The sequence below is a fragment of the Bacillus nitratireducens genome, from assembly GCF_001884135.1.
Taxonomy (GTDB): domain Bacteria; phylum Bacillota; class Bacilli; order Bacillales; family Bacillaceae_G; genus Bacillus_A; species Bacillus_A nitratireducens.
On sequence record NZ_MAOC01000007.1, the window covers coordinates 85,961 to 100,536 of the forward strand.

Here is a 14,576-nt window from a genome sequence, read left to right on the forward strand (position 1 = left end):
GCAATAACCAAACGTTAGATGAGGGATATAGATACTGCGTTTTTTATTCAAGTATCACTTTACTTTTTTGGCAACACTTGGCAGACGCTCATTCTCTCTTCAATTAATAATGTTTTTGCTGCTTGTTGTAGGTCTTGAACAGTTAAGCCTTCTAACACTGTAAGAGCATCAAATAAACTAGATTCATTAAACGCATATCGTGTAAACTGATTTGCAATATATTCAGGTGAATTCAATGATCGTAAAAATCCACCTATTTTCTTTTTCTTCACCCGTTCCAACGCAGCCTCATCTAACTGATCATAATTCGTTTGCAGTAAAATACCTTTTAATCGATCTGCCAATTCATCAGGTTGCTTCGTATCTCCACCAACCATCGCAAAACCGAAGTTATTTTCTTCTGTATAGTCATACGAGAACGAATCATCAATAAGACCTTCATTATATAAAGATTCATAATGAACTGACCCTTTTCCAAATAAATAATCTAAAAGTAATGTAAGCGCAATTTCTTGTTTTAAAAGAGCTTGCCCTTTTTCTTGTAAATTCGTTGCTTTAATACCAACTAAACATTTTGGAGTTTGAACAGGCATTGAAATAATCTTTTTCTTTTCATTTACTTCTTCTGGTTCCTCTTCAAAAGAACGAACGATTTCCGGTTGGTTTTCGTAATCTTTTTTCTCTTGATTGTCACGAACTAAATCCATTGTTTTTTCAGGATCAATCGCTCCAACAACAAACAATAACATATTGCTTGGGTGGTAAAAAGTCTCATAACACTCATACAATAGGTCTTTTGTAATTTTACTAATAGACTCAATCGTCCCTGCAATATCAATTTTAATTGGATGCTTCACAAACAAGCTATCGATTAACCCAAAATATAAACGCCAATCTGGATTATCTTGGTACATTTGAATTTCTTGGCCGATAATACCTTTTTCTTTTTCAACCGTTTTTTCCGAGAAATACGGTTCTTGAACAAAATTTAACAACGTATTTAAATTTTGCTCTACATTTGATGTACAAGAAAAGAGGTAAGCCGTTCTCGTAAAGGACGTAAAAGCATTTGCTGAAGCACCTTGTTTACTAAACAATTGAAATGCGTCATGGTCCTCCTTTTCGAACAATTTATGCTCAAGAAAATGAGCAATCCCATCTGGCACACGAGTCATTTCTTCTTTTCCAAGTGGGACAAACGTATTATCAACAGAACCGTACTTCGTCGTAAATGTCGCAAATGTTTTATTGAATCCTTGTTTCGGTAAAATGTATACATCTAATCCATTCGGAAGTTTTTCATAATATAGTGTCTCTTTTAATTGCTCATACACAATCTTCTCCATTTATTCTCCCTCCGTTCCATGTAAAAAGTAAATTGTATCTAATTCAATATTATTAGCAACTTTCACAATTTCTTCTTTCGTCACGCCTTCTATACCCGTTAGCCACTCTTCAACTGGACGCGTACGCTCTGAAATAACGCCATGATAAAGCATTTCAACAAAACCACGTGGTGTATCAACAGCCTCTAAGATTTGATTTTGAATTACACTTTTTGTTTGTTGCATCTCTTCCTCTGAAAAATCACCGTTTTGCATTGCTTTCATCTGTTCTTTAATAATTTCAACCGCTTTTTCAAAGTTCTTCGCTTCAATTCCAGACATAACGAAGAGCAAACCTTTATGACTTTCAAATCTTGATGCTGCATAGTACGCTAAACTATTTTTTTCACGGACGTTTACGAATAACTTTGAATGAGAAAACCCTCCAAATAATCCGTTAAACAATTGCAGTGCAAAATAATCTTCATCTTTATACGTAATGAATGTGCGATAGCCGATATTTAATTTACTTTGCTTTAGTTCTTGTTTTTCAACAATTTCTTTCTCTTCATTATTTCGTTTATGAAGAAGTACATTTCTTTCTTTCACAACACGAGGCGAAATCGAAAAATACTTATTTACAAGCTCCACAGCATCTTCTGAAATGTCACCAATAATATATAAATCCATTTCATCTTCCGCTAACACTTTTTGATAATATTGATACAAACTTTCATTTGTAATAGAAGCAACACTTTCTTTTTTCCCATTTGCACTTAAACGATATGGTTCTACTTTGCACATTTCTTCAATTAAACGCTCGTTTGCATAACGCATTTTATCATCATAAGTAGCCTCAATTCGTTGCAAGAGTGCTCGTTTCTCACTTTCTACAATAGCAGGTAGAAAACCTTCGCCTTCTGTTGCTGGATGTAAAACAATATCAGATAACATAGAAAGCGCTTTTTCAAATAACGGTGGTGCATCGCGTAAATATGTTTCATTTGCGATGTCTACATAAATAGAGATAATATGGTCTTCCCCTTTCTTACTTACATCTACCGCTAAAGAAGATCCATATAATTCTTCTAAATATTGACGAAGGCGAATTACAGAAGGTAGTTTTTCTGTCGCACTTTGCAATACGTATGGCAATAGGGCACGCTCTGTCACCGTCTCCTCATTTAAAGGTGCTTTAAAACGAAATACAAAGGTATTTGTTTTATATTTATCAGTCGGAATAATATGTACTCGCAAGCCACCTAATTCATGTAGTTGCTGTTCCATTAGTTTCATTAATAGCCCTCCTTTACGTATGTAGGAATATTCCTCTTCAATATACAGTTTTTAGAAATAAAAAATCAACTTTTCTTCCTTATTATGCTTACATTTGAGTCTTTCTAAAAACTTTAATATGTAAGGAACATAGTAAATTTCCGTATTAAATATATTCTATGTAAAAAAGCCCGCACTAATGTGCGAGCTTTTCTTATACTTTCTAAATACTCATCGTTTTCCTTTTTCATAAGGCGTTCCGAGTGCTTTCGGAGCTTCAGATCGGCCTACAAAACCAACAAGTGCTAATATTGTAAATACATACGGTAATATCGTTAAGAATACACTTGGAATTTCTTTTAATACAGGAATTGTACCACCTGTTATCCCAAGTGATTGAGCAAATCCGAAGAATAGAGCTGCTCCAAGGGCACCTAGTGGATTCCATTTACCGAAAATCATAGCTGCTAATGCTAAGAAACCTTGTCCAGTAATTGTAGCACCTGAGAAGTTACCAGAAATCGACATTGCGAAGACCGCACCACCCACTCCTGCGAACATTCCAGATATACAAACTGCAATATAACGCATTTTATATACATTAATCCCCATCGTATCTGCTGCCATTGGATGTTCACCAACTGCACGAAGACGAAGACCGAACGGCGTTTTATAAATAATGTACCAGACAACAAAAGCTAAAATAATAGCAATATATGATGTTAACGGTACATTTGAGAAAAAGATTTTTCCGATTACCGGAATATCCGAAAGGCCCGGAACATCGATTTTTTCAATGCGGTATTGAATGAAATCAGTTTGTCCTTTGCCAAAGATTTTCTTAATCGCAAATACTGTTAAACCAAGAGCTAAGAAGTTAATCGCTACCCCACTTACTACTTGATCCGCACGGAATGTAATAGATGCTACCGCATGAAGAAGTGCAAATAACCCACTACCAATCGCTGCAAATAATAGTGCAATCCACGGAGTCATCGCTCCCCACGTATCACCCATTAATAACGTTGTAACGATACCAGTAAATGCACCAAATAACATTAAGCCTTCTAATGCTATATTTACAACTCCAGAACGTTCACTGAACACTCCACCTAACGCCGTAAAAATAAGTGGCGCTGCCGTATATAACGTACCAGTCACAAGAATGGCTAAAATATCTATAAAGCTCATTTATTTCCCCTCCTTGCTCATGCGTGTAAGTGCCCAGCGTAAAACATAACTGCAAGCAACAAAGAAAATAATACATGCAATAATAACATTAATTAACTCAGAAGGTACATCTGCTTCAAAATTCATTTGCGGGGCTGCACTTTTCAAACCACCGAACAGTAAAGCCGATAATAATATACCAAACGGATTATTTCCTCCAAGAAGAGCTACCGCAATCCCATCGAATCCAATACCAGTAAACGACGTCATTGCCGTCATACTTTGGAATGTTCCTAGACCTTCCATTGCCCCACCAATTCCAGCAAAAGCACCAGCAATCGTCATTGATAATACAACATTACGAGAGACTTTCATCCCTGCATATTGCGATGCATTTTGGTTAAAACCAACCGATTTTAACTCATATCCTAACGTAGTTCTATCTAGCAAGAACCACATTACAATAGCAATTATAATAGCTACAACAATTCCCCAGTGCAAACGAGATCCATCTGTCAATGAAGATAGCCAATCAGAAGCTAATGAAGCACTCGCTTGTACATCATAAGATTTCTCGTTACCTTCATGTATAAAACGTTTAATAAGGTCATACGTAACATAAAGCGCAATATAGTTCATCATAATTGTTACAATTACTTCATTTACTTTAAGCTTTCCTTTTAAATATCCAGGTATAAAACCCCATAAACCACCAGCAATCGCGGCTACTAAAATAGATAATGGAATATGCAAAAATGCCGGTAACGATACTGCATAACCAAACCAAACAGCGGCAAGCCACCCAACTAATAATTGTCCTTCTACCCCAATGTTAAAAAGACCGGTACGAAATGCAAATGCCACGGAAAGTCCTGCTAGCACAAGCGGAATCATCGTACGTAACGTTTCACCAATTGCTTGCGGATTTCCAACCATTCCTTCCCAAAGCGCTGCATACCCAACAATTGGATCATATCCACTAACTAACATTACAATGGCACCAACAAGTAAACCAAAAATAACGGATAATACAGGAACTAAAATATTAATTGTTCGCTCCGTTAAAAATTTTTTAGCCATTTGTATTCACCTTCTCTTTCTCCGTTCCGCCAGCCATCAACAAACCAAGCTGTTGTTCATTTGTTTCTTTTGCATCGACAATCGCTACAATTTCCCCTTCATATATAACAGCAACTCGATCGCTAACATTTAAAATTTCATCCAGTTCTAACGATAGAAGTAATACCGCTTTCCCCTTATCTCTCTGCTCGATTAACTTCTTATGAATAAATTCAATCGCCCCTACATCTAAACCACGTGTTGGTTGTGCTGCAATTAATAAATCTGGATTTCGATCTACTTCACGTGCAATGATAGCTTTCTGCTGATTTCCACCTGATAGAGCACGCGCTAATGTTTGTTCGCTAGGCGTACGTACATCAAACTGTTCAATAAGAGCCTTTGCTTTCTCTGTGATTTTACTAAAGTTTAAAATCCCCTTCTTTGAAAATGGGTTTTTATAGTACGTTTGCAAAACTATATTGTCTTTAACAGAAAAATCAAGCACTAGCCCGTGTTTATGACGGTCTTCTGGAATATGACCAATTCCTTCCTCTGTAATTCTTCGAACAGGCCAATTCGTTATTTCTTTTCCTTTAATTGCAATAGAACCTGACTCAACTTTTCGTAAACCAGTAATCGCCTCTATTAATTCACTTTGTCCATTTCCATCAATCCCTGCAATCCCAACAATTTCTCCTGCACGAACAGTTAAGTCAAGGCCTTTTACAGCAGGTAATTGGCGTGCATCATGAACGACAATATTCGAAACAGATAGAACCTCTTCTCTCGGTTTAGCCTCTATTTTTTCTGTTTTAAAATTCACTTGACGTCCGACCATTAATTCTGCAAGTTTATGTTCATCCATTTCCGCAACGTCAACTGTACCAATCCCTTTACCTTTACGAATAATTGTACAACGATCGCAAACTTCCATAATTTCTTTCAACTTATGTGTAATAAGAACGATAGATTTCCCTTCTTGTACAAGTTTTTTCATAATTTGAATCAATTCATTAATTTCTTGAGGGGTTAATACCGCAGTAGGTTCATCAAATATTAAAATCTCCGCACCACGATAAAGTGTCTTTAATATTTCAACCCTTTGCTGCATCCCAACCGAAATATCTTCAATCTTTGCATATGGATCAACAGCTAAACCGTACTGTTCAGATAATTGTTTAATTTCTTTTGCAGCCTCTTCAACAGCGATTTTCCCTTTTCTCTTCGGTTCATTTCCAAGAATAATATTCTCTGTAACTGTAAAATTATGAACAAGCATAAAATGTTGATGGACCATCCCAATTCCAAGGTCATTTGCTATATTCGGATTTGTAATTTTTACAGGTTTCCCTTTAATTTTAATCTCTCCCTGTTCTGGTTGATACAAACCGAACAGTACATTCATCAATGTTGATTTCCCTGCACCATTTTCTCCAAGTAAAGCGTGTATCTCTCCCTGTTTTACTTGTAGCGTAATATCATCATTCGCTACAATGCCTGGGAATACTTTTGTAATATTGTTCATCTCAATTACGTATTCCATTTTGTTCCTCCTTCTAGCAGGGAACACTCCCCAATTGCAGTCTATTAAAGGTATTTTTATATATACAAAGGTTAGTTCTAAGAACTAACCTTTGCTATTTCTCTATTATTATTTCTTTAGAGAAGCTTCATATGCTTTATATTCTTCGTCAGTTGCAGGTACTTTAATTTCACCAGCAGTAATTTTCTTCTCAAATTCTTCTACTTTTGTTAAGATTTCTGGATTTACTTTTTTCACATTGTCAGTAGTTTTCGCAATACCAACACCGTCATCTTTTAATCCGAACTCTTCTATTTTACCGCCTTTTAACTTACCATCTTTCGCTTCTTGCGCTACTTTAGCTACTGCAATATCAACACGTTTTACCATAGAAGTTAAAGTTACGTTTTCAGGCATACCTTCTTGGTTTTGGTCACGGTCAACACCGATTACCCAAACGTTTTCACCTTTTTTCTTACGGTTTTTTGCTTCTGTGAATACACCGTTACCAGTTGCACCTGAAGCGTGATAAATTACGTCAACACCTTGACCGTACATTGCTGAAGCTAATACAGATCCTTTTTCTGGCTTATCAAACGCATCAGCATATTGCGATACAATTTCGATATTTGGATTTACTGCTTTTGCACCAGCTTTAAAACCTGATTCAAATTTTGTAATTAATGGACTCTTCACACCACCAACAAAACCTACTTTATTTGATTTTGTTGTCATTGCTGCTACAGCTCCAACTAGGAATGAACCTTCATGGTCTTTAAATGTAATACTTGTTACGTTTGGCTTATCCACAACTGTGTCTACAATCGCAAACTGTTCTTTCGGATACTGTTCAGCTACTTTTGTAATCGATTTTTCCATTAAGTAACCAATACCAAATGTTGTGTTATAATTATCTTTCGCAAATTTCGTTAAATTCGGGATATAGTCTGCATCCTTACTTGATTGCAGGTAACGATATCCTTCATTTTTCTTTAAGTCGTTGTCTTTACCAAATTTCGTTAAACCTTCCCAAGCTGATTGGTTGAATGATTTGTCATCAACGCCCCCAACATCTGTAACCATACCAACCTTAAACTCTTTATCCCCTTTTTTGTCACTATCCGCTTTATCCGAGTTACCACATGCACCTAACACTGTACTTGCTGCTAACGTTAACGATAATAAAAGACCTGTTTTTTTCTTCATACTAGAAACCCCTCCTGAAATGTTTTATCTAATGAATCATACGCTGCTGTCCCTTACTTCTTGCTGTCACCTCCCTAAAAAGGAACTTCCCTACATACGCTTTCTTAATACGTGGAAGCTAAACTTATCAGCTCTAAAGTAATTAATAGAATATAAGATTGGCTCATCATTTTGATCATAGTGCATTTGTTTTAAAACTAGCAGTGCCGTTTCAGGTTCACATTCTAAAATCGGTGAGATTTTCGGATGATAACCAATCGGTTCAATATGAGCAACTGCGTAAGTGATACGCTTATGCGTATTATTATGTATAACTGTAAGCAGTGATTCCTCATTGTACCCCGATAAATCTGGTAATATCTCTTTCGCTAGTTTATCAATGCAATATACAACTGGTTCCCCATCCGCTGTACGAACACGCTCAATCATTACCGCATTAAAACCATCTTCACTATTAAACTTCTCTTTTTCTTCTTCTGTTAAAGTTGTTGTAGATGATGATAAAAAGATTGTTCCTGGTGTTTTCCCCACACTAGAAATCATATCTGTAATACTAGAAAGTTGCTCTATTCCAGAAGAAAATAATGGCTTCGCATTTACAAACGTCCCTACACCATGTCTACGAATAACAACATTTTCTTCTTCTAAAATACGTAGTGCTTCCCTTAAAGTTGCCCTACTTACACCAAGTTCTTTCGCTAGATCGAACTCTGAAGGTAACTTTTGTTTTTCTTTGTAAGCCCCATCTTTAATTTTTCCTTTGATGTGATCAATCACTCGCAAATACAAATGACGACTATCGGATTTTACTGACATAAGACTCCCCCGCATTTCAATTATTCGACCTCTGATGTAAGACTTCTTTTCTCTTTTTTCAACTTACAACATAGTATGAAATACTAACAATAAGCATAATTGTCGAATAAATATTAATAATTTTTCAAGAAGAAATTTTCACTCTTTATTCCATAAAAAAAACTTTGTACCATAAACATTCCTCATATAGAGAAAAAGTTCGGCACAAAGATCCCTTACATCCTTTGTTACACACTTTTCCCCTCATAGTCTAGCAATTCATGGTTGCCAGGTAGAAACTTATGGACCTTATCTCCAAGATTATATGAGGCAGTGATTCTTTTCGAAGTAATCTTACCACTTGCTCCCATATGTGTCAACAGAATTCAACATTTTTCTACATTAAATATCGAACGTTTCGAAAACCAAAACAATAAGCATTCGTATTCTAAAGAGCACCTCGTTATGTAAGCCCTTTCTTTTATGTTGACTATAGTATATAACAAAAACAGCATATAAAAAAGCCTAATTGTAAAAACAATTAGGCTTTTTTTCAAGAACTTTTTTCTTGTACATCTTTAATGAGTACTTCCCTCGGTTTACTACCTTCATAAGGACCTACTACACCATTCATTTCCATGGCATCAATTAAACGAGCCGCTCGCGTATATCCTACTCTAAATCTACGTTGTAACATAGACACAGATGCTGTTTGCATTTCTACGACAAGCTGAATCGCTTCATCGTATAATTCATCTTCTACTTCCCGCTTTGTTTCAGGAACATCTTGCGGAATCATATCCTCTTGATATTGCGCTTTTTGTTGCGCAACAACATATTCTACGACTCTCTCAACTTCATCATCTGATAAAAATGCTCCTTGTACACGAACAGGTTTCGATGCACCAATTGGTATGAACAACATATCTCCACGCCCCAGCAACTTCTCTGCACCACCACCGTCAAGAATCGTTCGAGAGTCTGTTTGGGAAGATACAGCAAATGCAATACGCGATGGAATATTCGCTTTAATAACACCTGTAATAACATCAACTGACGGACGCTGAGTCGCAATAATTAAATGAATACCAGCAGCACGTGCCATTTGAGCTAAACGCATAATCGCATCTTCTACATCAGAAGATGCAACCATCATTAAATCAGCTAACTCGTCCACAATCACTACAATATATGGTAATTCTGGTTGTTTCGCTTCCGATTGGCTATTATGCTCTTTAATATGATCGTTATACCCTTCAATGTTACGCGTACCGCTATGCGCGAATAATTCATAACGACGCTCCATTTCACTCACAACTTTCTTCAAAGCCTGTGACGCTTTTTTCGGATCAGTTACAACTGGCGTTAATAAATGCGGAACACCGTTATATACATTTAACTCTACCATTTTCGGATCAATCATCATTAATTTTACTTCATGCGGTTTCGCACGCATTAAAATACTTACAATAATTCCATTAATACATACACTCTTTCCGCTACCAGTCGCACCAGCTACTAATAAATGGGGCATTTTATTTAAACGTGCCAATACAGCCTCTCCTGTAATATCACGTCCAAGACCAATTAATAACTTCTCTTCTGGGTGGTTATTCGCCTTTGAATCAAGAACTTCTCTGAGCGTTACCATAGAAACTTCTGAATTCGGAACCTCAATCCCAACAGCTGATTTCCCGGGAATAGGTGCTTCAATACGAATGTCTTTCGCTGCTAAAGCAAGCGCTAAATCATCACTTAAACTAACAATTTTGCTTACTTTTACTCCCATATCAGGATACACTTCATACTTCGTAACTGCGGGACCTCTATGTACTTTTGTTACTTTCGCTTTCACACCAAAACTTTGGAATGTACGTTCCAATTTACGAGCATTTTCATAAATTTCCGCATTTTCATTTGTAACTTGCTTATTTTTTGGAAACTTTAATATATCAAGCGAAGGAAGCTTATAATCTTTATTTTCCACATTAGAAAATTGCATAGGAGGTGTTTTCGTTTCACCTTCTAGCGATTCAACTATTTTTTCTCCTCGTTTCTTTTGAGGTTGCTCTTCTGGTGTAACCGGAACTGCCTCTTCAATAAACGGAGGAGTGATTAAATCATTTTCATTTTCTTTTTCTTTTATCTGCTTTTCCGCCTCTTCACTTACTGGATAATTCTCAGTAAAATTTGAAATAATTGGCGGACCGATTTCTATCTCTTCTACTGGCTCAATAGCCTCTTCTCGTTCGGCAACTCGTTCACGCCTCGTGCTTCTTGTTGTTTTTTTCTTTTCAGTTTGCTCAGCGACCCTTTTAGATCTCCAATCTTTATAATCCCCTTGCATTACTTCGAATTGACTTCTAAGAATTCGCCCTACAGGAGCCAGCACTTCTCCAATATGTTTATTTGTTATACACAGTATCCCGAGAATAACTAAAATAATGCCAATGATATATGCTCCTACTTCGTCAAATAAGAAATAACACGTTGCGAACATAAGCGCACCGAACATACCACCACCTAAATGAACACTATCTGGGCCCTTTTTCATTTCAAGGAAGAAGTAATCTTTTGTACTAACAATTACAGAAGTATTTTGCACAGCTCCATCTTTCGTAAGAAGATTAAATAATGTAATATGACTAAACATTAATATTGCTAATACAATTAAATAAACACCTATTAGCCGTTTATTTAAAAGGTTTGGCCATCCACGCTTTATAACAAAAGCAACAGATAAAGCTATTACACCTAAAACACCAATTATGTACCACTCACCAAAGAAGAAGCGAAAAAATAACACAAACGATTTCCCTACTACACCTAGCTGTAAAATCGTAATAATCGAAAGTGCAAAAAGAGTCAACCCGACGATTTCATAATACAAAGTTGGCTTTATCGTACGCCTTGCTTTTGCCTTCGTCCCTCTTTGCTTTTGTTTTGCCATTTCTTCACCTCGTGTTCTAAAAATTAAGTACAACTTCCTAAAAAAAGCTCTACTTATATGTCTTTCTCTCTATTTTTCTGGTCTTTATATCTTCTATTTTTACACTTCTTGTAAAATGTTAAATAAACAGAAGAAAGCAGCCTACTCATGGCTGCTCAACCGTCTTGTTTTTTATATTATACCATAGCTTCTAAACAAAATCCTTCTTTTTGCTAAAAGGTAATTTTCTGTCCAGGCTCAAACTCTAGGTAGTGAGACGGATTCGTACTTAGCACACGTACAATCGAGTAACATTGATTATCCTCCTCAGAGACCATTAATTCCACGCCATTTACATTCACAACTTTTTGACTTTCGCATTGTGAATAATCGGCCGGATATACAAGTTGCTCTGGCATAATTGTATATAAAATCATTGTAGCATTGTCCCTTCTGTCTGATTATCCACACGCGCATCAATTAATTCGTTTAACTTCCGCAGCGCGCCACCAATACCGCCGACATCATCTATAAGACCATACTTCACTGCATCTCCACCTATTACATTCGTCCCAATATCTCGCGTCAAATTCCCTTTTGCAAACATAAGCTCTTTAAAACGATCTTCCGTTACTTTCGAATGCTTTGTCACAAATCGAATGACTCTTTCTTGCATTTTATCCAAATACTCAAATGTTTGCGGCACACCTATAACAAGACCTGTTAAACGAATTGGATGAATTGTCATCGTCGCTGTTTCGGCAATAAATGAATAATCGGTTGAGACCGCAATCGGTACACCAATTGAATGCCCTCCTCCTAAAACAAGAGAGACAGTTGGTTTTGAAAGCGAAGCCACCATTTCAGAAATTGCTAACCCAGCTTCAACGTCACCTCCAACTGTATTTAATATTAAAAGTAAGCCTTCAATTTTCGGATTTTGTTCAATCGCGACAATTTGCGGAATGATGTGCTCATATTTTGTTGTTTTATTTTGTGGCGGCAACTGAATATGACCTTCCACCTGCCCAACAATTGTTAAACAATGAATACGCGATTCATTCATTTGCGGGACATTCGTCTGTCCAAGTTGTTGAATTTTCTCCACTATAGAAGCTTCTTTCGGAATTTCTTTCGGCTCAGCTTCTTTTTCTTCATTTGTATAACGATCACGTTCTGTCATATCGTATCCCCTTTCACTCGTATATAACTATTATTTCTTAAGTTATAAATTTCATTCGATAGGGTTTAAAAAAGAAAAAGATCACCTGTAAAGGTGATCTTCTTTATACTTCCATAATAATCGGTAAAATCATTGGCTTTCTCTTCGTTTCTTCGTACAAGAACTGCCCTAATAATTCACGAATATTTTGTTTTAACATAGACCATTCAATTGAATATTCTTTAATAGATTGTTCAACAATCATACGTACAATATCTGTAGATCGCTCGATCAACGCTTCTGATTCACGTACATATACGAAACCACGTGAAATAATTTCTGGACCAGAGATAATTTTCTTTTCATCTTTACCAAGTGTCACAACAACAACTAAAATTCCATCTTGAGATAACATCTTTCTATCTCGAAGAACAATATTACCAACGTCGCCAACACCTAATCCATCAATTAAAACATTGCCAGCTTGCACTTTACCAACTAAGTTTGCTTCTTCATCGCCAAAAGCAATTACATCGCCTTTTTCTACAATAAAGATATTTTCTCTCGCAATACCTACATCTTCCGCTAAATATGCATGTGCTTTTTGCATACGGAACTCACCATGTACGGGTACAAAATACTTCGGCTTCATTAAATTTAACATTAGTTTTAACTCTTCTTGGCTACCGTGACCTGAAACGTGTACTTTTCTTTCACCATAATAAATAACCTCAGCCCCAGATCTAAATAACAAGTCAATAATTTTTGATACAGATATTTCATTTCCTGGAATTGGTGAAGCTGCAATAATAACCGTATCACCTTTACGAATTGAAATTTGTTTATGAGCTTGCTTCGCCATTCTAGAAAGGGCTGCCATCGGTTCCCCTTGACTACCTGTCGTTAAAATAGCTACCTTTTTCTCTGGGAAATTGTCTACTTCTTGTAATGAAATAACCATACCTTCTGGAACATCTAAATAACCAAGACGTCTTGCAATGTCTACTACTTTCACCATACTACGTCCTACTACCGCTACTTTTCTTCCTGTTTCAGCAGCCGCATCAAATACTTGTTGAATACGATGTACATTTGATGCAAATGAAGCAACGATAATACGACCTTCTGCACCGTAGAACACTTTAGAAATTTCTACACCAACTTCTTTTTCCGAACCTGTGTAGCCTGGACGCTCAGCGTTTGTACTATCAGATAATAAGCAAAGTACGCCTTCATTTCCGATTTGCGCCATTTTCCCAAGATCTGCTCCATTATTTCCAATTGGAGTTTGATCAAATTTAAAGTCCCCTGTATACACTACAGCACCTTTTGATGTATGGAAACAAACACCAACAGAATCCGGAATACTATGTGTCGTTCCAAAGAATGACACCGTTGTAGTATTAAAATCTACTGTTGAATTTGAATCGATTGTTTTTAAGTCTACACGGCCTAACATGCCCGCTTCGCCAAGTTTTTCTTGTATAAGTCCTACTGTTAATTTCGTTGCATACACTGGAATAGATAATTTACGAAGTACATAAACAATTCCACCAATATGATCTTCATGACCGTGAGTAATAAATAAACCTTTTACTCGCTCTTGATTTTCCACTAAGTATGTAATATCAGGAATAACGATATCAATTCCAAACATTTCATCTCCTGGGAACATTAATCCTGCATCTACAATAAAGATTTCAGAATCAATTTCAACACAGTACATGTTTTTCCCGATTTCACCTACTCCACCAAGAGCAAATACTTTAACAGACTCATTCTCTTTTCTCTTCATGTTGTTGCCTGGTTTAAAAATCTTGCAAACACTGATTTCACTAAAATTGTAGAGACACCAGGGGAAACTCTACAACCACCATATATTCACCGTCCAAGACGAATGTCCTTACCGTTATGCGATATCATGTCCTTGTTTATTTTTTAAACCAGGTTTCACCTCTCTTTCATTATATAAATCAAATATCTTATTCGATATGATATGAAAATTTCATTGAATCATAATTTTTCCCAATTTTGCTAAGCATACCCGTACTAAGCTACTTAGCCATATTATACCTGATACAAGAAATAGAACACAAGTTAAATTATGCGAAAGACAAGAGAAGACATTAA

General features: G+C 36.3%; 11 protein-coding genes and 1 riboswitch. All 11 genes read right to left on the reverse strand.

Annotated features, from left to right (window positions below):
- Positions 1–59 precede the first annotated feature (59 nt).
- Positions 60–1,346, reverse strand: coding sequence for an EF-P 5-aminopentanol modification-associated protein YfmH (yfmH, locus tag BAU23_RS01870; protein WP_000411955.1), 1,287 nt, complete (start codon positions 1,344–1,346; stop codon positions 60–62).
- Complete coding sequence (gene yfmF / locus BAU23_RS01875) at positions 1,347–2,621, reverse strand: EF-P 5-aminopentanol modification-associated protein YfmF (protein WP_000772408.1); 1,275 nt, start codon at positions 2,619–2,621, stop codon at positions 1,347–1,349.
- A 210-nt stretch (positions 2,622–2,831) separates the two neighbouring features.
- On the reverse strand, positions 2,832–3,791 hold the full coding sequence (locus BAU23_RS01880) for an ABC transporter permease (protein ID WP_000008059.1): 960 nt from the start codon (positions 3,789–3,791) through the stop codon (positions 2,832–2,834).
- Entirely contained in the window at positions 3,792–4,850 is a 1,059-nt protein-coding gene (locus BAU23_RS01885; protein ID WP_001074493.1) for an ABC transporter permease, read from the reverse strand.
- Complete coding sequence (locus BAU23_RS01890; RefSeq protein WP_000456922.1) at positions 4,843–6,375, reverse strand: ABC transporter ATP-binding protein; 1,533 nt, start codon at positions 6,373–6,375, stop codon at positions 4,843–4,845. The genes BAU23_RS01885 and BAU23_RS01890 overlap by 8 nt, the downstream gene beginning before the upstream one ends.
- A gap of 108 nt (positions 6,376–6,483) precedes the next feature.
- Positions 6,484–7,560: a BMP family lipoprotein gene (locus tag BAU23_RS01895; protein WP_000730601.1), complete on the reverse strand. Its 1,077-nt coding sequence runs from the start codon at positions 7,558–7,560 to the stop codon at positions 6,484–6,486.
- Between the two features lie 90 nt (positions 7,561–7,650).
- Entirely contained in the window at positions 7,651–8,376 is a 726-nt protein-coding gene (locus BAU23_RS01900; RefSeq protein ID WP_000114184.1) for a GntR family transcriptional regulator, read from the reverse strand.
- A 226-nt stretch (positions 8,377–8,602) separates the two neighbouring features.
- A riboswitch (purine riboswitch) is annotated at positions 8,603–8,704 on the reverse strand.
- Positions 8,705–8,908: 204 nt separating this feature from the next.
- Positions 8,909–11,305 (reverse strand): DNA translocase FtsK, encoded by a 2,397-nt coding sequence (locus BAU23_RS01905; protein ID WP_016130136.1) that lies wholly within the window; start codon positions 11,303–11,305, stop codon positions 8,909–8,911.
- 212 nt (positions 11,306–11,517) lie between these two features.
- On the reverse strand, positions 11,518–11,721 hold the full coding sequence (locus BAU23_RS01910) for a YlzJ-like family protein (protein WP_000605032.1): 204 nt from the start codon (positions 11,719–11,721) through the stop codon (positions 11,518–11,520).
- Positions 11,718–12,467: a translocation-enhancing protein TepA gene (gene tepA / locus BAU23_RS01915; RefSeq protein WP_000139810.1), complete on the reverse strand. Its 750-nt coding sequence runs from the start codon at positions 12,465–12,467 to the stop codon at positions 11,718–11,720. The genes BAU23_RS01910 and tepA overlap by 4 nt, the downstream gene beginning before the upstream one ends.
- Before the next feature lie 103 nt (positions 12,468–12,570).
- Positions 12,571–14,241 carry a ribonuclease J gene (locus BAU23_RS01920; RefSeq protein ID WP_000823078.1) on the reverse strand — a complete coding sequence of 557 codons (1,671 nt, stop codon included), beginning with the start codon at positions 14,239–14,241 and terminating at the stop codon, positions 12,571–12,573.
- Positions 14,242–14,576: the final 335 nt, after the last annotated feature.